Raw genomic sequence first — 18030 nt, 5'->3', positions numbered from 1 at the left:
CTATGGTGTCCGCATGAGTGTGTCCGCCCCCGCGAAGCGTCCCCCCGCAGCCGACCGTGTCTACGCCCACGTCAAGCAGGGCGTGCTCGAGCGCACGTACGAGGGCGGGACGCTGCTCACGGAGGGGGAGCTGGCCGAGGCCGTGGGCGTCTCCCGCACGCCCGTGCGCGAGGCCCTGCTGCGGCTCGAGGCGGAAGGGCTGATCAAGCTCTACCCGAAGAAGGGCGCGCTCGTGCTGCCCGTCTCCGCGCAGGAGATCGCCGACGTCGTCGAGACCCGGCTGCTCGTGGAGGAGCACGCGGCGCGCAAGGCCGTGCCTGCGCCCCCCGGTCTCATCGCGCGCCTGGAAGAGCTGCTCGCGCGTCAGAAGGAGGAGGCGGCCGCCGGCGACTTCGCCGCGGCCTCCGTCACCGACCGGTGCTTCCACGCCGAGATCGTCCGCAGCGGCGGCAACGAGATCCTCTCCCGCCTCTACGACCAGCTGCGCGACCGTCAGCTGCGCATGGGCCAGGCCGTGATGCACTCCCACCCCGACCGCATCGCCAAGACCCTCGCCGAGCACGAGGAGATCCTCGGCGCGCTGCGCTCCGGTGACGCGGACGCGGCCGTGGCCGTCGTCCACCGGCACGTCGGGTGGTTCTCCCACCTGGCGCGGGGAGAGGTGCGATGAGCGGCACCACCACGCGCGTCGCCGGCACCCTGCCCGGCGACCCGCCCGGAGGGCGGCGCGCGCTCGCCGTCTGGGGGATCGGCGTCTCCGTCTACTTCGTCGCCGTCATCTTCCGCACGTCCCTGGGCGTGGCCGGGCTCGACGCGGCCGAGCGCTTCGACGTGGGCGCCTCCGCCCTGTCGACGTTCTCCATCCTCCAGCTGTTGGTCTACGCGGGCATGCAGATACCCGTCGGCCTGCTGGTGGACCGCCTCGGCACCAAGAAGGTGCTGAGCCTGGGCGCGGTGCTGTTCACCCTGGGACAGCTCGGCTTCGCCCTCTCCCCGTCGTACGGCATGGCGCTCGCCGCCCGCGCGCTGCTCGGCTGCGGCGACGCGATGACGTTCATCAGCGTGCTGCGGCTGGGCACGCGGTGGTTCCCCGCGCGGCGCGGGCCGCTGGTCGGGCAGATGGCCGGACTGATCGGCATGGCCGGCAACCTCGTCTCCACGCTGGTCCTGGCCCGGCTGCTGCACGGCATCGGCTGGACGGCGGCCTTCGCGGGCAGCTCGCTCGCCGGGGTCGTGGTCCTCGTCCTGGTGCTGCTGTTCCTCAAGGACCACCCCGAGGGCCACGAGCCGGAGCCGGTCTCCCACCGGGGCGCCGCCTACGTCCGCCGGCAGATCGCCGCGTCCTGGCGGGAGCCGGGAACCCGGCTGGGTCTGTGGGTGCACTTCACGACGCAGTTCCCGGCGATGGTGTTCCTGCTGCTGTGGGGCATGCCGTTCCTGGTCGAGGCGCAGGGGCTGTCCCGCGCGGTGGCCGGTGAACTGCTCACCCTCGTGGTGCTGGCCAACATGGCCGTCGGCCTCGTCTACGGCCAGGTCGTCGCCCGGCACCACGGGGCGCGGCTGCCGCTGGCGCTCGGCACGGTGGGCTCGACGGCCCTGCTGTGGGCCGTCACGCTGGCCTGGCCGGGGGACAGGGCGCCGATGTGGCTGCTGATCGTGCTGTGCGCGGTGCTGGGGGCCTGCGGCCCGGCGTCGATGATCGGCTTCGACTTCGCCCGCCCGGCCAACCCGCCGGAGCGGCAGGGTACGGCGTCCGGCATCACCAACATGGGCGGGTTCGTCGCCTCGATGACGACGCTGTTCGCGATCGGCGTGCTGCTGGACGCCACGGGTGACGACTACGCGGTCGCCTTCTCGGCGGTCTTCGTCCTCCAGGCGCTGGGCGTCACGCAGATCCTCCGCCTCCGCAGGAGGGCTGCCCGCCGGGAGCGGGAGCGGCTGGTCGCCAGCAGGGTGTCGACGGTCCACGTCCCGGCTTGACGGCCCGGAGGCCGCCGGCCGGACGCGGACGGTTCGCGGGGCCCTGCCACCCTTTCCGAGGGACCGGGCTGCTCACTGCCGTGTCGGCCCGGGTCGCCGAGGGCTGGAGCGTCGGTGCCTGGCCGGGTCCCCTCGGGGGTGCCGCCTGCGCCCACCCTCCCCCACTCTCGGCTTCGCTCGAGCGGGAGGTACCCCCATCGCCCCGGCGGCACGAGTGCCCGCAGGCTGCGGTTGGCCGCGGCAGGTGCCGACCGCGCCTGCCTGGGCGGCACGACTGCCCGCGGGCTGCGGTTGGCCGTGTCGGGTGCGCGGGCCGCCCGGGCCGGGGTCCGGCGGGGTGAAGGGTTCGCCCCCTGTTACGGCGTGACCGCGAAGTGGCGGAGGATCGCCGCGGCCAGGTCCTGGTCGCCCTCCGTCTTGATGCGGTCCGCGACCGAGTCCACCGTCACGCGGCCGCAGGCCAGGCGGACGTAGGTCTCCCAGTCGAGGGCGAGCGCGGCGGCCGGGCCGAGTGCGGGGGCGGTTTCGAGGGTGCCGCGGCCCTGGATGTCGACGCGGACCGTGCGCAGGAACTCCACCGGGCCGTGGACGTCCACGACCACCGCGGAGCTGCGCGGCGCCTGCGCCAGGTCGGCGACGACGCGCGGAAGTTCGTCGAGCAGGACGTCGCGGGCGACCAGCGCACCGGGGGAGTCGAGGTTGCCGGGGCGGCCGAGAGCCGTGCGGAGGTCCTGCTCGTGCGCCCACACGTCGAAGGCGTGCCGGCGCATCGACTGCTCCAGCGTCAGCTCCGTGCCCAACGGCCCGCGCACCTTGGCGCCGGGGTCGCGGGACTCGTTCCGCAGCTGGCGGTTGCGCCGGATGATCATCAGCTCCAGCTCGGAGGTCATCTCCGGCGCCGTGTGGTGGCGGCGCACGTCGACCTGCATCTCCATGTACCGCTGGTGGTCGTTGGTGACGTGGAACAGGTCGCGCGGCAGCGTGTGGATCGGCCGGGGGTCGCCGTACATCTCGGAGTCGAGGCCGATGACGTGGGAGACCACGTCACGGACCGACCAGCCCGGGCAGGGCGTGCGCCGGTTCCAGTCGGCCTCCGGCAGCGGCTGCACCAGCTCGGATATCGCCTCGATGGAGTGGGACCAGGCGTCGGCGTAGGGCTGGAGGGCGGGATGCAGACTCACGGAACGGGACCCCTCGGCGGTCGGTACACGGGCAGGTTGTGGCGGCGGTGCCAGTGGGCGATGGCTGCACTGCGCGGGTGTCTCGGGTCTCCTCCGGTTCTCGGCTTCGCTCGAACCGGCGGGACCCCCAAGTTACGCTGCTGGCAGGCACCCCGGCAGTGCTTTCGTGTGACGATCGTAGGCCCGTGGACGCGGGTCGAATGCCAGGACGGTGGTAGTGTGCGCGCTTCCTTGCTGCAAGTCGCCGTGAACGAGGACGAATCGGTCGATTCGCGTCGGCGCCGGGTGGCCGCCCTGGTGCGTGATCAGGCCGGGGCGGATCTCGTCGTCCTCCCCGAGCTGTGGACCACGGGCGCCTTCGCCTACGAGGGGTTCGGCACCGAGGCGGAACCACTGGAGGGGCCGACGTACGAGGCGATGGCCAAGGCGGCGAGCGAGGCCGGCGTCTGGCTGCACGCGGGGTCCGTCCCGGAGCGGGACCCCGACGGCACCCTGTACAACACCTCCTTGGTCTTCTCCCCCTCGGGCGAACTCGCCGCGTCCTACCGGAAGATCCACCGCTTCGGCTTCGACAAGGGCGAGGCCGTGCTGATGGGGGCGGGCGAGGCGCTGGTGACGGTCCGTCTGCCGGACACCGTCGTCGGCGTGGCGACCTGTTACGACCTGCGCTTCCCCGAGCTCTTCCGCGGTCTGGTCGACGCCGGCGCGGAGACCTTCGTCGTCCCGGCGGGCTGGCCCGAACGGCGCCGCGCGCACTGGACGCTGCTGGCGCGGGCGCGCGCCGTGGAGAACCAGGCGTTCGTCCTCGCGTGCGGAACGGCCGGGACGCACGCGGGGGTTCCGCAGGCGGGCCACTCGGTCGTGGTGGACCCGTGGGGTGAGGTCCTCGCCGAGGCGGGCCCCGGCGAGGAGGTCCTGACGGTCGACTTCGACCCGGCGACGGTGGCGGGCACCCGGGACCGCTTCCCGGCGCTCAAGGACCGCGTCCTGGGCCTGGACGGCCCTCGCCGCTGACCTGGACGGCCCGCGCCGGTCCGGCGGGGGGCGGCGCTACTCCTCCCGTTCCTTCTCCGCCAGGTGGATCACGCACACCGCCACCGCGATCAGCAGCGCCGGGTCGGCGTCGTCGCGCACGATGTCGACGCCGTAGGTGTCGCGGAGGGTCAGCATCCGGCGGGAGATCACCGCGAGGAGTTCGCCGTCGTACTCGACGGCGAACTCCCGGTCGAGGATCCGCCCGCTGACGTCCAGCTCGGTGCTGCCGTCCGCCAGGGACACCCGGTAGTGGTTGCGCAGCAGCGACAACCGTTTGCGCCGCACCGTCGCGAGCGGCTCGCCGTCCCGCTCGATCACCATGGTGTCCCGCAGCGCGAGCATCTTCTTGTGGATGTCGATGAGCACGTGCCCCTGGGCGTCCTTCAGCTCGAAGGTGTCCCGCAGCCGCATCGCCTTGCCGTCGACGAGGAAGACCTTGTTGCCGCGGTCGTCCTCGATCCAGTAGTCGTCCCCGATGCCGAGGATCCGGTCCCGTACGAGAAGTCTCATGCGCCGAGGGGTTCCCCGCACCGCCCCGTCCGACGCCGCCACTAGGCCGACGGGCGGAGCCCCGCCCCACCCGCGTGCGGCTCCCGCCGGTGGCACGCTGGACGTATGGAACACGCCGCCTCCGCTCCCCCCGTCCGCCGGTCCGCACGCGTGCGGGCGCCCGAGCTCGCGGGGAAGGGCGGCTGGCTCAACACGGGCGGCGCCGCGTACACCCTCGCCGGCCTGCGCGGACGTGTCGTGCTGCTCGACTTCTGGACGTTCTGCTGTGTGAACTGCCTGCACGTCGTCGACGAGCTGCGTGAGCTGGAGGAGCGGCACCGGGACACGCTCGTGGTGATCGGCGTGCACTCGCCGAAGTTCCCGCACGAGGCGGAGCACGCGGCGGTGGCGGACGCCGTGGAACGGTACGCGGTCGCGCATCCCGTTCTGGACGACCCCGAGCTGACGACGTGGACGCAGTACGCGGTGCGGGCCTGGCCGACGCTGGTGGTCGTCGACCCGGAAGGGTACGTCGTGGCCACGTACTCCGGTGAGGGGCACGTGCCCGAGATCGAGCGGCTGGTGACCGAGCTGGAGGCCGAGCACGCGGCGAAGGGCACGCTCCGGCGCGGCGACCTCCCGTACGCGCCGCCCGAGCCGGAGCCGACGGTGCTGCGGTTCCCCGGCAAGGTGCTGCGGCTGCCGTCGGGGACGTTCCTGGTCACGGACACCAACCGGCACCAGGTGGTGGAACTGGCCGGGGACGGGGAGACGGTCCTCAGGCGGTTCGGCAGCGGCGAGCGGGGCCTGGTGGACGGACCGGCCGCCCGGGCCCGCTTCCAGGAGCCGCAGGGGCTCGCCCTGCTCCCGGACGGCGCCGTGGTCGTCGCCGACACCGTCAACCACGCCCTGAGGCGCCTCGACCCGGAGTCGGGCGAGGTGACCACCCTCGCCGGCACCGGCTCCCCCTGGCGCCCCGGGAACCCGACGGACGGCCCGGCCCGGGAGGTGCGCATGTCCTCCCCCTGGGACGTCGTCCGGTGGCGCGACAAGGTGTGGATCGCGATGGCCGGCATCCACCAGCTCTGGTCCTACGACCCCGCCGCCGGCACGGTCGCCCGCGAGGCCGGGACCGGTGGGGAGCAGCTCGTCGACGGACCGGCGAAGGAGGCCCTGTTCGCGCAGCCCTCGGGGCTCGCGGTGACGGCGGACGGGCTGTGGGTGGCCGACTCGGAGAGCTCCGCGCTGCGCCTGCTCGGGACGGACGGACAGGTGCGTACCGCCGTCGGCGCGGGACTGTTCGCCTTCGGGTACCGGGACGGGCCCGCGGACGGGGCGCTGCTCCAGCATCCGCTGGGGGTGACCGCGCTGCCCGACGGCTCCCTGGCGATCTGCGACACCTACAACCAGGCGCTGCGCCGCTACGACCCGGCCACCGGCGAGGTGACCACCCTGGCCGGTGATCTGCGCGAGCCCAGCGGCGCCGTGGTCGTCGGTGAGGACGTCGTGGTGGTGGAGTCGGCGCGGCACCGGCTGACCAGGCTGCGGCTCCCCGCGGAGGTGCGGGGCCCTCGGACGGGCACGGAGCGGTCCGTCACCGGGATCGCCGTGGGGCCCGTGCACCTGGAGGTGGCCTTCACCCCGCCGCCCGGCCAGAAGCTGGACACGCGGGACGGCCCCGCGACCCGCCTGCTCGTGTCGGCCTCACCGCCCGAGCTGCTGCGCAGCGGAGAGGGCGCGGGGAGTGACCTCTCCCGCGCCCTCGAGACCGACCCCGCCGTGGGGCAGGGGGTGCTGCATGTCGTGGCGACGGCGGCTTCGTGCGACGCCGGCCCGGAGGTGCTCCATCCGGCCTGCCATGTGCACCGCCGTGAGTGGCGGCTGCCCGTGCGTCCCGGCGTGGGAGGCACGGACCGGCTGGTCCTGGAGCTGTCCGGTGCGGACGGCCCGGGCCCGGCGTCCGGTCAGGCGCCGTACCCGTCGCTGTAGCCGTCGCGCGTGTGGTGGTGCGGACGGGCCGGATCGTCCACCACGGGGGTGGCGGGGGGCACCACGACCCGCCGACGCCGGGCGATGCTGCTGAAGGTCGCGACGCCGATCAGTCCGACGATCATGAAGATGATGCCGACCAGGTCAAGGTTGACACCCTGCATGTCCCAGTCGGTCGCGAACGTGAGGATTGCTCCCACGGCGATGAGGATGATGCATCCGCCGAGGCCCATAGGTGTCGCCTCCCTGTCCGGTCTTTCCGGTGCGACCCGGGTACCCGGAGGGAGGGCTCCCATGCGCCTGCGGGCGCAGGGGAGTTGACCGCCGCTCAGGAAACCGCTGGTGGGAGGCGGTCCGAACTAGCCCTCCAGGAACGCCGTCAGGGCGTTCGCCAGCAGGAACGGGTCCTTGGCGCCGCAGAGTTCGCGGACGCTGTGCATCGACAGGATGGCCACGCCGATATCGACCGTCCTGATGCCGTGCCGGGCCGCGGTGATCGGGCCGATCGTGGTGCCGCACGGCATCGCGTTGTTGGAGACGAACGTCTGGAAGGGCACCCCGGCCTTCTCGCAGGCGGCGGCGAACACCGCGCGTCCCGAACCGTCAGTGGCGTAGCGGTTGTTGACGTTGACCTTGAGGATGGGGCCGCCGTCGACGCGCGGGTGGTGCGTCGGGTCGTGCCGCTCGGCGTAGTTGGGGTGCACGGCGTGACCGGTGTCGGAGGACAGGCAGACGGTCCCGGCGAAGGCGCGGGCCCGGTCCTCGTACGACCCGCCGCGCGCGAACACCGAACGCTCCAGCACACCGCCGAGCAGCGGCCCGTCGGCGCCGGTGTCGGACTGGGAGCCGTTCTCCTCGTGGTCGAAGGCGGCGAGCACGGGAATGTACGGCAGCTCCGGGCCGCGTCCGGCCGCCGCGGTGAGCGCGGCCGTGCCGGCGTGCACGGACAGCAGGTTGTCCATGCGCGGGCCCGCCACCAGCTCGCGGTCGCGGCCCAGGTAGGCGGGCGGCTCGACGGGGTGCACCATCAGGTCCCAGCCGGTGACCGAGCCCTCGGCGAGCCCCGCGGTCTCCTCCAGGAAGGCGATGAGGTCGCCGTCACGGACGTCCTCGCCCAGGCCCCACACCGGCTGCATGTGCCGCTGCTTGTCGAGCTTGAGGCCGTCGGAGTTGACGGCGCGGTCCAGGTGGATGGCGAGCTGGGGGACCCGCAGCAGCGGCCGGTCCACGTCGACCAGGCGGGTCGTGCCGTCGCGCAGGGACAGCCGCCCGGCCAGGCCCAGGTCGCGGTCGAGCCAGGAGTTGAGCAGCGGTCCGCCGTAGATCTCCACGGCGACCTGGCGCCAGCCGTGCGCCCCGCTGTCGGGCCGCGGCTTGACGCGCAGGTTCGGGGAGTCGGTGTGCGCGCCGACGATCCGGAACGGCGTGTGCGGGTCCGCCCCTTCGGGGACGTACCAGGCGACGATCGCGCCGCCGCGCAGCACGTACTTGCCGCCTGCCGTGCCGTCCCAGGCGTCCGTCTCCGCGACCTGCCTGAAGCCCGCCTTCTCCAGCCGCTCGGCGGCGTTCGCCACGGCGTGGTACGGCGTGGGGCTCGCCGCGAGGAAGGTCATGAGGTCGTCGGTGTGGCCGCGGTCGAAGCGGGGGGGTTCGCTCATGGGTTCACCTTAACGAGCGCGAGGGCCCGCTTCCCGGTGCGGGAGCGGGCCCTCGCGGGGGTCCGGCCTGGTTGCGTGCGGGTCTGTACGGGGAGATCCCGTAAGGGCCCGGAAGCGACTAGAACGCCGCCTCGTCCAGCTCCATCAGGTCCAGCTCGACGCCGTCGGCGACCTTGCGGGCCAGGGTGACGCCGGGCAGGACGTTGGCCGCGAAGAACTTCGCCGCCGCGATCTTGCCGGTGTAGAACGCCTTGTCCTTGGCGGAGGCCGTCGGGAGCTTCTCGGCGGCGATCGCGGCGTGCTTGAGCAGCAGGTAGCCGACGACGACGTCACCGGAGGCCATCAGCAGGCGGGTGGTGTTCAGGCCCACCTTGTAGATGTTCTTGGTGTCCTTCTCGGTGGCCGCGAGGTCGGTGAGCATCAGGCCGACGATGGCCTCCAGCTCGACGGCCGCCTTGGCCAGGTGCTCGCGGGCGCCCGCCAGCTCCTCGCCGCCCTCGCCGATCGCGAGGAACTTCTTGATGTCCTCGGCGAGCGAGTTCAGCGCGGCGCCCTGGTTGCGGACGATCTTCCGGAAGAAGAAGTCCTGGCCCTGGATCGCGGTGGTGCCCTCGTAGAGGGTGTCGATCTTGGCGTCCCGGATGTACTGCTCGATCGGGTACTCCTGCAGGAAGCCGGAGCCGCCGAAGGTCTGCAGCGACTGGGCGAGCTGCTCGTAGGCCTTCTCGGAGCCGTAGCCCTTGACGATCGGCAGGAGCAGGTCGTTCATCGCGTGCTCGGTGGAGGCGTCCTCGCCGTTCGCCTCCTTGAGCTGGATGGCGTCCTGGACCGACGCGGTGTACATCACCAGGGCGCGCATGCCCTCCGCGTACGCCTTCTGCGTCATGAGCGAGCGGCGCACGTCGGGGTGGTGGGTGATGGTGACCTTGGGGGCCGACTTGTCCATGAAGTTCGCCAGGTCGGGACCCTGGACGCGCTCCTTGGCGTACTCCAGGGCGTTCAGGTAGCCCGTGGACAGCGTGGAGATCGCCTTCGTGCCGACCATCATGCGGGCGAACTCGATGATGCGGAACATCTGGCGGATGCCGTCGTGCTTGTCGCCGATCAGCCAGCCCTTGGCGGGGTGCTTGTCGCCGAACGTCATCTCGCACGTGTTGGAGGCCTTCAGGCCCATCTTGTGCTCGACGTTCGTGGCGTAGACGCCGTTGCGCTCGCCCAGCTCGCCGGTCTCGAAGTCGAAGAGGTACTTCGGGACGAGGAAGAGGGACAGGCCCTTGGTGCCCGGGCCGGCGCCCTCGGGACGCGCGAGCACGTAGTGGAGGATGTTCTCCGACATGTCGTGCTCACCCGAGGTGATGAAGCGCTTCACGCCCTCGATGTGCCAGGAGCCGTCCTCCTGCTGCACGGCCTTGGTGCGGCCGGCGCCGACGTCCGAGCCGGCGTCCGGCTCGGTGAGCACCATCGTGGAGCCCCACTGCTTCTCCGTGGCGATCTTCGCGATGTGCTTCTGGACCTCGTTGCCCTCCTCGAAGAGGATGCCCGCGAAGGCGGGGCCCGAGGAGTACATCCACACGGCCGGGTTGGCGCCCAGGATCAGCTCGGCGTAGGCCCAGATGAGGGAGCGGGGCGAGGTGGTGCCGCCGATCTCCTCGGGCAGGCCGAGCCGCCAGTACTCGGAGTCCATGAAGGCCTGGTAGCTCTTCTTGAAGGACGCGGGGACCGGCGCGGTGTTGGTCTCCGGGTCGAAGACCGGCGGGTTGCGGTCGGCGTCGGCGAAGGACTCCGCGAGCTCGTTCTCGGAGAGGCGGGCCAGCTCCTCCAGGATGCTCTTCGCGGTCTCGACGTCCATCTCCTCGAACGGGCCCGTGCCGTACAGCTTGTCGCGCCCGAGTACCTCGAAGAGGTTGAACTCGATGTCGCGGAGATTCGACTTGTAGTGCCCCATGGCGACGGCTCCGTTAGAGAGGGATCGGCGAGGGACTGATTCCTCGCAACTGATTCGCATACCGACAAGTAGCTACGATGATGCTACCCGTCGGTAATAAGAAGCAACCCTGATCCGGACATCTGTGACCCAGCCCTCGCGCGAGGTCAGTAGTCTGTGCGCCATGTACGGCTACGACCAGAGTGCGGGGACCCAGCAGGGTTACGTGCCGCCGCAGCAACAGATGCCGGGCGGGTACGGGCAGCAGGCGCCGGCGTATCCCGAACCGTCCGCGCCCTCGCTCGCCGACGCCGTGCGCGCGTTCACCACGGGCCAGATGGCGGCGGAGGACTTCCAGCAGATCTTCGCGACGTCCAAGGTCTACTGCCCGCGCGGTGACAACCCCGGCTTCCTCGCCCTGCACAACACCCAGCAGCCCGTGATCCCCATGTTCACGTCGCTCAAGGAGCTGCGGCGGTACGCCGGCAAGGAGTCCAAGTACTTCGTGATCACCGGCGCCGAGGTGATCGACCTGCTGCCCACCGGCTACGGCTTCGTGCTCGACATGGAGGGCGAGCACCGGATGGTGTTCGACGCCAAGGCCGTGGAGCAGATGGTCGAGTTCGCGATGCGCCGGATGTATGGCTAGATCCGTCGTCCTCGTGCGGAGCCCGGAGGGAATTCCCTCCGGGCTTTCTCCGTTCGAGGTGGCAAGAAGTTCAACGCTCAACTAAAGTGGGCGTACCCGAGGAGGTACCGATGCCTGCAGTGACCGTCGAGAACCCGTTGACGCTGCCCCGTGTGACCACTCCCGCCGACGCCGTGGCACGACCCGTGCTGGCCGTCACGACCGCTCCCAGCGGCTTCGAGGGCGAGGGATTCCCGGTGCGCCGGGCGTTCGCGGGGATCAACTACCGCCATCTCGACCCGTTCATCATGATGGACCAGATGGGTGAGGTGGAGTACGCGCCGGGCGAGCCCAAGGGCACCCCCTGGCACCCGCACCGCGGCTTCGAGACCGTCACCTACATCATCGACGGGATCTTCGACCACCAGGACTCCAACGGCGGTGGCGGCACCATCACCAACGGCGACACCCAGTGGATGACGGCCGGCTCCGGCCTGCTCCACATCGAGGCGCCGCCGGAGCACCTGGTGATGTCCGGCGGGCTGTTCCACGGCCTCCAGCTGTGGGTGAACCTCCCCGCCAAGGACAAGATGATGGCGCCCCGCTACCAGGACATCCGCAGCCGCAGCGTCCAGCTGCTCACCTCCCCCGACGGTGGCGCGCTGCTCCGCGTCATCGCCGGCGAGCTGGACGGCCACGAGGGCCCGGGCATCACCCACACGCCGATCACGATGATCCACGCGACGCTCGCCCCCGGCGCGGAGGTCACCCTGCCCTGGCGGGAGGACTTCAACGGCCTGGCGTACGTCATGGCCGGGCGCGGCGCGGTGGGTGCCGAGCGGCGTCCGATCCACCTCGGCCAGACCGCGGTGTTCGGCGCCGGCGGTTCGCTGACCGTCCGGGCGGACGAGAAGCAGGACTCCCACACGCCGGACCTGGAGGTCGTCCTGCTCGGCGGCCGGCCCATCCGTGAGCCGATGGCGCACTACGGGCCGTTCGTGATGAACACCAAGGACGAACTGATGCAGGCCTTCGAGGACTTCCAGAAGGGCCGCCTCGGCACCGTCCCCGCCGTCCACGGCATGACGGAGAAGGGCCCGGACCAGGACTAGGTCCCGGTCCGCGCGGGCCAGGACCGAGTCCCGGTCCGCGCGCGGGATGTCGCGGCGACGGCCCCGGTCACCCGGGGCCGTCGCCGTTCTTCTGTTCGTACAGCTCGAACCAGATGCTCTTGCCGCGGCCGCGCGGGGCGACGCCCCAGGTGTGGGCGAGGAGCTCGATCAGCAGCAGGCCGCGACCCGAGGACGCCAGCTCGCCGGGGCGGCGCGGATGCGGGAGGTCGTCACCCGAGTCGGTGACCTCGACCCGGATGCGACGGCCGTCGCCGCCGTCCGTGACCTCGGCGAGCAGCAGCGCGTCGGAGTCGGTGTGCACCAGCACGTTGGTCAACACCTCCGACAGCAGCAGCACCGCCGAGTCCACCTGGTCCGGCGAGTCCCAGTCGTGCAGCAGCTCGCGCAGCTGCTGCCGGGCGACGGACACCCGCTCCGGCTCGGCCTGCGCCACCGTGAGCGCCGTGCGGCGCACCGGGGGCCGAGGCGTGTCCTCGGCGCCGCAGCCGCAGTCGGCGCCCTGCCGGGTGAGCAGCAGCAGCGCTATGTCGTCCTCGCGTCGGTCGGCCAGCGGCCCGGTGGTGTGGTGCGAGGAGGGGCCGTGCACCGCCTGCACCAGCGCGTCGGCCAGCTCCTCCTGCGTGCCGTGGTGCCGCTCGAGAATGTCCCGCAGCCGCTGCCAGCCGGTGTCCAGGTCGTGCCCGCCGGTCTCGATCAGCCCGTCCGTGCAGATCAGCAGCGTCTCACCGGGCTCCAGGATCAGCCGGGTGGTCGGGTAGTCGGCGTCCGGGTCGATGCCCAGCGGCAGCCCGCCCTCCGTCGGCCGGGTCAGCACCGTCCCGTCGGTCATCCGGATCACCGGCTCGGGATGCCCGGCGCGGGCCACCTCCAGCACCCCCGTCGCCGGGTCGACCTCGGCGTACAGACAGGTCGCGAAGCGCAGGTCGGTCGAGCCCTCGCCGATGCCGTGCAGAAAGCGGGAGGCGCGCGACAGGACGGCGTCCGGCCGGTGTCCCTCCGAGGCGTACGCCCGCAGCGCTGTCCGCAGCTGGCCCATCAGCCCGGCCGCCCGTACGTCGTGACCCTGCACGTCGCCGATGACCAGCGCGAGGCGTCCTCCCCCGGACGTCGCCCCGGAGGCGCCCCCGGGCAGCGGGATCACGTCGTACCAGTCGCCGCCCACCTGGAGGCCGCCGCCGGTCGGGACGTAGCGGGCGGTGACGTCCATGCCCGGGATGCCCGGCCCGAGCTTCGGCATCATCGTGCGCTGGAGGCCCTCGGTGAGCTCCTTCTCGGTTTCCGCCGTGCCCGCGCGGGACAGCGCCTGTGCCAGCATCCGGGCCACCGTGGTCAGCACGGACCGCTCGTCCGGGGTGAACGCGACCGGGTAGGTGAAGGCCGCCAGCCAGGCGCCCATCGTGCGGCCTGAGGCGGTCAACGGCAGGAAGGCCCAGGACTGGCGGCCGAAGCGCTGCGCGAGCGGCCAGGTGAGCGGGTAGCGGGCCTTGTACTCCTCCGGGGAGGAGAGGTAGACCGCGCGGCCGGTGCGCACCACTTCGGCGGCCGGGTAGTCGGTGTCGAGGGGCATGTAGAAAGGGCTGTCGGCGCCGGGCTCGTGACCGTGGTGGCCGATGATCGTGAGCCGGTCGCCCTCGACGCCGAACACCGCCAGGCCGTCCGGGGTGAACCCCGGCATCGAGAGATTGGCGGTGACCCGCAGCACCTCCTGGGTGGAGCGCGCCTCCGCCAGCGCGCGGCCGGCGTCCAGCAGGAACGCCTCACGGGAGCGCCTCCAGTCGCCGGTGACCGCGCTGCGCGCGGCGGCTGTGCCCGGCGCCGGCTCGGTCACCTCCTGGAGGGTCCCGGTCAGGACGTAGCTCTTGCGCTCGGCTTCGTAGGAGGGCTTGGAGCGGCTGCGGACGACGCGGATCACGTTGTTCCGGGCGTCCATGATCCGGATGCGCACCTCGGCGAGGGTGCCCTCGGCGACGGCAAGCTGGATGATCCCGGTGATCTCGTTCCAGTCGACGGGGTGGAAGCGGGACCGGACCTGGGCCTCCGTGAGGGTGGCCGGCTCGGCGGGCAGCCCGAGCAGCCCTGCTGCGACGGCATCGACCGTGACCTCTCCGGATGCGGTGTCCCAGTGCCACACGCCGGTTCCGAGGGCGGCGAGGACGTCCCCCAGGGCGGGCAGGGGCTCACCAGTGCGCATTGCACCACTTTATGAAGATGCTCCCGGAAACTTCCACCCATGCCGTTTGGCCGGCCCCCTCGGTGGCCCTGGGCCGGCCCCGGGAAAGTGCGGAGCGGCGATCTTGGCCCGGCCGGTAGGCTTGGGGGGAGTTTCACGTGAAACAACGACCCCGATCCGCGAAGACTGGATGAACGACGATGCATCGGTACAGGTCCCACACCTGCGGCGAGCTCCGCGCCTCTGACGTCGGCACCGACGTCCGGCTGAGTGGCTGGCTGCACAATCGGCGCGACCTGGGCGGCATCCTCTTCATCGATCTGCGCGATCACTACGGGATCACCCAGCTGGTGGCCCGTCCGGGCACCGAGGCGTACGAGACGCTCGACAAGCTCTCCAAGGAGACGGTGGTCCGCGTCGACGGCAAGGTCGTCTCGCGCGGTGCGGAGAACGTCAACCCCGACCTGCCGACCGGTGAGGTCGAGGTCGAGGTCTCCGCGGTCGAGGTGCTGGGCGAGGCCGCCCCGCTGCCCTTCACCATCAACACCGAGGACGGTGTCAACGAGGAACGGCGCCTGGAGTACCGCTTCCTCGACCTGCGCCGCGAGCGCATGCACCGCAACATCATGCTGCGCACTCAGGTCATCTCGGCGATCCGCCAGAAGATGACCGCCCTGGGCTTCAACGAGATGACCACGCCGATCCTGTCCGCGACCTCCCCCGAGGGCGCGCGCGACTTCGTGGTCCCGTCCCGTCTGAACCCCGGCAAGTTCTACGCGCTGCCGCAGGCGCCGCAGCAGTTCAAGCAGCTGCTGATGATCTCGGGCTTCGACCGCTACTTCCAGATCGCACCCTGCTTCCGTGACGAGGACGCCCGCGCCGACCGCTCGCCGGGCGAGTTCTACCAGCTCGACGTCGAGATGAGTTTCGTCGAGCAGGAGGACGTCTTCCAGCCGATCGAGAAGCTCATGACCGAGCTGTTCGAGGAGTTCGGCAACGGCCGCCACGTCACGTCGCCGTTCCCGCGGATCCCGTTCCGCGAGGCGATGCTGAAGTACGGCTCCGACAAGCCGGACCTGCGCGCCCAGCTCGAACTCGTCGACATCACCGACATCTTCGAGGGCTCGGAGTTCAAGGCGTTCGCCGGCAAGCACGTGCGCGCGCTGCCGGTGCCGGACGTCTCCGGCCAGCCGCGCAAGTTCTTCGACCAGCTCGGCGACTACGCGGTCTCGCAGGGCGCGAAGGGCCTGGCGTGGGTGCGCGTCGGCGAGGACGGCTCGCTGACCGGCCCGATCGCGAAGTTCCTCACCGAGGAGAACGTCGCCGAGCTGACCAAGCGGCTGTCGCTGGCCCCCGGCCACGCGGTCTTCTTCGGCGCGGGCGAGTTCGACGAGGTCTCGAAGATCATGGGCGCGGTCCGCGTCGAGGCCGCCAAGCGCGCCGGCCACTTCGAGGAGAACGTCTTCCGCTTCTGCTGGATCGTCGACTTCCCGATGTACGAGAAGGACGAGGAGACCGGCGCGATCGACTTCTCGCACAACCCCTTCTCGATGCCGCAGGGCGGCCTGGAGGCCCTGGAGACCCAGGACCCGCTGGACATCCTGGGCTGGCAGTACGACATCGTCTGCAACGGCGTCGAGCTGTCCTCGGGCGCGATCCGGAACCACGAGCCGGAGATCATGCTCAAAGCGTTCGAGATCGCGGGCTACGACCGTGAGACGGTCGAGGACAAGTTCGCGGGCATGCTGCGCGCGTTCCGCTTCGGCGCCCCGCCGCACGGCGGCATCGCCCCCGGCGTGGACCGCATCGTCATGCTCCTCGCCGACGAGCCGAACATCCGCGAGACCATCGCCTTCCCCCTCAACGGCAACGCCCAGGACCTGATGATGGGCGCGCCGACGGAGCTGGAGGAGACCCGCCTGAAGGAGCTGCACCTGTCGGTGCGGAAGCCTCAGCCGAAGTAGTCCGTGGCGTAGGTAAGGGCCCGGATCCAAGTAGGGTCCGGGCCCTTGACGTTGCCGCTGACGGGGCCTCAGGACGCAGGCGTCTCATCGGTGAGAGGTCCTCCGCCGTGGAGACGGTCAGGGAGCGGTCGAACCAGGCGGTGAGGGTGTCGAGATCGAGGCAGGCAGCGACTCGCTGCCGGACGTGGTCCGGGATGGGGCCACCTCGCACTGTCAGCACACGCAGGATGTCTTCCGCCTTGCCCTCCGCCTTCCCTTCGCTCTTACCTTCCAGGTACTTCTCTTCGAAGAGCGTTCAGTGTCCCGTGAAGTGGGTGACGACGTCCTGCATCAGCTTCCTCCAGTTGTCCCTGGCCGGAGTGGAATCCAGCTCGACTTCCACGACTTCGAAAGTCGGCTGCTGAGCGGGCGCGTTCACGCGTTCGACGAGCAAGGGAACGTTCCCTCCTGTCAGCGGGCGACGAACTGGGTGAGGATGGCCTGGACCTCGTAGATGTCGACGCCCTTCGTGAAGGTCTTCTGGATCGGGGCCGGGGAGCCGGAGATCCAGATCTTCAGTTCGGCGTCCAGGTCGAAGTGGCCGGCGGTCTCCACCGCGAAGTGGGAGATGCTGCGGTACGGGATCGAGTGGTACTCGGTCTTCTTGCCGGTGATGCCCTGCTTGTCGACCAGGATCAGGCGGCGGTCCGTGAACAGGATCGTGTCGCGTATCAGCAGGAACGCCGCGTGCACCTGCTCGCCGTGGCCCAGGAGACGGGCGTAGTCCTGCTGGGCCTTGGCCGGGTCGACGGTGTGCGCGTTGCCGAAGAGTGCCATGGTCTGTGCTCCCCCACGTGTGGTCGTCCGAGGCGGCCGGACGTTCGGGCCGCCTTGGCACGATCTTCGCAAAGGGCGCGGCCCCGGGAGAAGGGGTGTTCCCTTCCGGGGCCGCGCTGTAGCGCGCGTGTTACGCGGGACCGTGGGGCGTGAGCGACTGCGTGCCCAGGACCGACAGCAGGCGGAGCTTCTCCGCGGCCTCGCTGCCCGGTTCCGCCGAGTAGACGAGGATGCGCAGGTCGTTGCCGTCGACGCGCAGCACGTCGCAGTCCAGCGTCAGCGAACCCACGTCGGGGTGGTCGATCGTCTTGACGGAGGACTCCACGCGGCCCACGGCCCCCGAGTCCCACAACTCGCCGAACCGGTCGCTGCGCGCCCGCAGTTCGTCGATCAGTTCACGCAGCCGTGGGTCGGCCGGGTAGCGGCCGGCCACGGACCGCAGTTCCGCGACCACGCGCGTCTCGAAGTCCCGCAGTTCCTCAGGGGTGCGCCTGATCCGGCCGGGCGGGCCGAGGAAGTGGTTCCAGACCCGGTTGCGGGCGAAACCGCGCAGCCCGGACGGGTCGCCCATCAGCGCGTCGTACATCGGGTTGGCCACCAGCAGGGTCATCGCCGCGTCCAGGACGACGACCGGGGTGTCGACGAGACGGTCAAGGAGTCGCTGCACGCTGGGCGTGAGATAGCAGGGCACCGTCTCCGGTCCGGGCGGGGCGAGCCCTGCCAGCAGGAACAGGTGGGCGCGTTCGTTCGGGTCCAGCCGCAGGGCGCGGGCCAGCGCCTCGACGACCTGGGACGAGGGGCTGGTCGAGCGGCCCTGTTCGAGGCGGACGATGTAGTCGACCGAGACGCCGGCCAGCATGGCCAGCTCCTCCCGTCGCAGCCCCGCCGCCCGCCGCCGTCCGCCTTCCGGCAGACCGGCCGACCGCGGGGCGACCCGATCGCGCCAGCGGCGCAGCGCCCGTCCCAGCTCCGTCGTCGCCATGTCTCCAGTGAACCGCGCGTCGACGGCGGGTGCCTGGTACTGCGAGTCCCAGGAAAAGGAGTGTTCTGGCCGGCCCGGAGG

At 71.2% G+C, this 18030-nt stretch carries 16 protein-coding genes; 7 read left to right on the top strand and 9 right to left on the bottom strand.

The window, feature by feature from the left end:
- The first annotated feature begins 13 nt into the window (after positions 1 to 13).
- Together ACF1AG_RS13490 and ACF1AG_RS13485 are read left to right on the top strand one after the other, a co-directional pair.
- A complete protein-coding gene (locus ACF1AG_RS13490) occupies positions 14 to 670 on the top strand; it encodes a GntR family transcriptional regulator (protein ID WP_387795982.1) in 657 nt (218 codons plus the stop codon).
- On the top strand, positions 667 to 1980 hold the full coding sequence (locus ACF1AG_RS13485; protein WP_387795979.1) for a nitrate/nitrite transporter: 1314 nt from the start codon (positions 667 to 669) through the stop codon (positions 1978 to 1980). Before ACF1AG_RS13490 ends, ACF1AG_RS13485 begins: the two co-directional genes overlap by 4 nt.
- Positions 1981 to 2336: 356 nt before the next feature.
- On the opposite strand, the gene ACF1AG_RS13480 is transcribed toward ACF1AG_RS13485, so the two are convergent.
- Entirely contained in the window at positions 2337 to 3161 is an 825-nt protein-coding gene (locus ACF1AG_RS13480) for a maleylpyruvate isomerase family mycothiol-dependent enzyme (protein ID WP_359608133.1), read from the bottom strand.
- 219 nt (positions 3162 to 3380) lie between these two features.
- Between ACF1AG_RS13480 and ACF1AG_RS13475 the strand changes: the two genes are divergently transcribed.
- On the top strand, positions 3381 to 4175 hold the full coding sequence (locus tag ACF1AG_RS13475; RefSeq protein ID WP_387795978.1) for a carbon-nitrogen family hydrolase: 795 nt from the start codon (positions 3381 to 3383) through the stop codon (positions 4173 to 4175).
- Between the two features lie 36 nt (positions 4176 to 4211).
- Here ACF1AG_RS13475 and ACF1AG_RS13470 read toward each other — a convergent pair whose 3' ends face one another.
- Positions 4212 to 4706 (bottom strand): LURP-one-related/scramblase family protein, encoded by a 495-nt coding sequence (locus ACF1AG_RS13470; protein WP_391809761.1) that lies wholly within the window; start codon positions 4704 to 4706, stop codon positions 4212 to 4214.
- A gap of 105 nt (positions 4707 to 4811) precedes the next feature.
- Between ACF1AG_RS13470 and ACF1AG_RS13465 the strand changes: the two genes are divergently transcribed.
- Positions 4812 to 6674, top strand: a complete 1863-nt coding sequence (locus ACF1AG_RS13465) for an NHL domain-containing thioredoxin family protein (protein ID WP_387795973.1) — start codon at positions 4812 to 4814, stop codon at positions 6672 to 6674.
- Here the strand turns inward: ACF1AG_RS13465 and ACF1AG_RS13460 are convergent.
- The 3 genes from ACF1AG_RS13460 to ACF1AG_RS13450 all read right to left on the bottom strand — a co-directional run bounded on the left by ACF1AG_RS13460 (position 6650) and on the right by ACF1AG_RS13450 (position 10277).
- Complete coding sequence (locus ACF1AG_RS13460; protein WP_102637585.1) at positions 6650 to 6907, bottom strand: DUF6458 family protein; 258 nt, start codon at positions 6905 to 6907, stop codon at positions 6650 to 6652. The two genes, ACF1AG_RS13465 and ACF1AG_RS13460, sit on opposite strands and share 25 nt — an antisense overlap.
- Before the next feature lie 126 nt (positions 6908 to 7033).
- Positions 7034 to 8332, bottom strand: coding sequence for a M18 family aminopeptidase (locus tag ACF1AG_RS13455; protein ID WP_359607489.1), 1299 nt, complete (start codon positions 8330 to 8332; stop codon positions 7034 to 7036).
- A gap of 118 nt (positions 8333 to 8450) precedes the next feature.
- Positions 8451 to 10277 (bottom strand): acyl-CoA dehydrogenase, encoded by a 1827-nt coding sequence (locus tag ACF1AG_RS13450; protein WP_387795972.1) that lies wholly within the window; start codon positions 10275 to 10277, stop codon positions 8451 to 8453.
- 163 nt (positions 10278 to 10440) lie between these two features.
- On the opposite strand from ACF1AG_RS13450, the gene ACF1AG_RS13445 reads away from it, so the two are divergent.
- Both ACF1AG_RS13445 and ACF1AG_RS13440 read left to right on the top strand, forming a co-directional pair.
- Positions 10441 to 10905, top strand: coding sequence for an SseB family protein (locus ACF1AG_RS13445; protein ID WP_019525905.1), 465 nt, complete (start codon positions 10441 to 10443; stop codon positions 10903 to 10905).
- Between the two features lie 110 nt (positions 10906 to 11015).
- Positions 11016 to 11996, top strand: a complete 981-nt coding sequence (locus tag ACF1AG_RS13440; RefSeq protein WP_359607492.1) for a pirin family protein — start codon at positions 11016 to 11018, stop codon at positions 11994 to 11996.
- Between the two features lie 67 nt (positions 11997 to 12063).
- Here the strand turns inward: ACF1AG_RS13440 and ACF1AG_RS13435 are convergent, their stop codons facing one another.
- Positions 12064 to 14208 carry a SpoIIE family protein phosphatase gene (locus tag ACF1AG_RS13435; RefSeq protein WP_359747813.1) on the bottom strand — a complete coding sequence of 715 codons (2145 nt, stop codon included), beginning with the start codon at positions 14206 to 14208 and terminating at the stop codon, positions 12064 to 12066.
- Between the two features lie 179 nt (positions 14209 to 14387).
- On the opposite strand from ACF1AG_RS13435, the gene aspS reads away from it, so the two are divergent.
- Entirely contained in the window at positions 14388 to 16151 is a 1764-nt protein-coding gene (gene aspS, locus ACF1AG_RS13430) for an aspartate--tRNA ligase (protein WP_359600473.1), read from the top strand.
- Between the two features lie 295 nt (positions 16152 to 16446).
- Here aspS and ACF1AG_RS13425 read toward each other — a convergent pair whose 3' ends face one another.
- From ACF1AG_RS13425 to ACF1AG_RS13415, 3 genes are all read right to left on the bottom strand, one after another.
- Positions 16447 to 16584: a hypothetical protein gene (locus tag ACF1AG_RS13425; protein ID WP_359600475.1), complete on the bottom strand. Its 138-nt coding sequence runs from the start codon at positions 16582 to 16584 to the stop codon at positions 16447 to 16449.
- A 17-nt stretch (positions 16585 to 16601) separates the two neighbouring features.
- Positions 16602 to 16967, bottom strand: coding sequence for a PH domain-containing protein (locus tag ACF1AG_RS13420; protein ID WP_093764358.1), 366 nt, complete (start codon positions 16965 to 16967; stop codon positions 16602 to 16604).
- A gap of 130 nt (positions 16968 to 17097) precedes the next feature.
- Complete coding sequence (locus ACF1AG_RS13415; RefSeq protein ID WP_359600477.1) at positions 17098 to 17949, bottom strand: helix-turn-helix transcriptional regulator; 852 nt, start codon at positions 17947 to 17949, stop codon at positions 17098 to 17100.
- Positions 17950 to 18030 lie beyond the last annotated feature (81 nt).

This window comes from Streptomyces sp. NPDC014764 (assembly GCF_043082785.1).
Lineage (GTDB): Bacteria > Actinomycetota > Actinomycetes > Streptomycetales > Streptomycetaceae > Streptomyces > Streptomyces althioticus.
This window is presented reverse-complemented; position numbering and strand designations above follow the sequence as displayed.

What these genes read in the sequence shown, in the direction of transcription:
- ACF1AG_RS13490 (WP_387795982.1), top strand. Translation starts at nt 14, where the DNA reads ATGAGTGTGTCCGCCCCCGCGAAGCGTCCCCCCGCAGCCGACCGTGTC.
- ACF1AG_RS13485 (WP_387795979.1), top strand. Translation starts at nt 667, where the DNA reads ATGAGCGGCACCACCACGCGCGTCGCCGGCACCCTGCCCGGCGACCCG.
- ACF1AG_RS13470 (WP_391809761.1), bottom strand. Translation starts at nt 4,706, where the DNA reads ATGAGACTTCTCGTACGGGACCGGATCCTCGGCATCGGGGACGACTAC.
- ACF1AG_RS13465 (WP_387795973.1), top strand. Translation starts at nt 4,812, where the DNA reads ATGGAACACGCCGCCTCCGCTCCCCCCGTCCGCCGGTCCGCACGCGTG.
- ACF1AG_RS13460 (WP_102637585.1), bottom strand. Translation starts at nt 6,907, where the DNA reads ATGGGCCTCGGCGGATGCATCATCCTCATCGCCGTGGGAGCAATCCTC.
- ACF1AG_RS13455 (WP_359607489.1), bottom strand. Translation starts at nt 8,332, where the DNA reads ATGAGCGAACCCCCCCGCTTCGACCGCGGCCACACCGACGACCTCATG.
- ACF1AG_RS13450 (WP_387795972.1), bottom strand. Translation starts at nt 10,277, where the DNA reads ATGGGGCACTACAAGTCGAATCTCCGCGACATCGAGTTCAACCTCTTC.
- ACF1AG_RS13445 (WP_019525905.1), top strand. Translation starts at nt 10,441, where the DNA reads ATGTACGGCTACGACCAGAGTGCGGGGACCCAGCAGGGTTACGTGCCG.
- ACF1AG_RS13440 (WP_359607492.1), top strand. Translation starts at nt 11,016, where the DNA reads ATGCCTGCAGTGACCGTCGAGAACCCGTTGACGCTGCCCCGTGTGACC.
- ACF1AG_RS13435 (WP_359747813.1), bottom strand. Translation starts at nt 14,208, where the DNA reads ATGCGCACTGGTGAGCCCCTGCCCGCCCTGGGGGACGTCCTCGCCGCC.
- aspS (WP_359600473.1), top strand. Translation starts at nt 14,388, where the DNA reads ATGCATCGGTACAGGTCCCACACCTGCGGCGAGCTCCGCGCCTCTGAC.
- ACF1AG_RS13420 (WP_093764358.1), bottom strand. Translation starts at nt 16,967, where the DNA reads ATGGCACTCTTCGGCAACGCGCACACCGTCGACCCGGCCAAGGCCCAG.
- ACF1AG_RS13415 (WP_359600477.1), bottom strand. Translation starts at nt 17,949, where the DNA reads ATGGCGACGACGGAGCTGGGACGGGCGCTGCGCCGCTGGCGCGATCGG.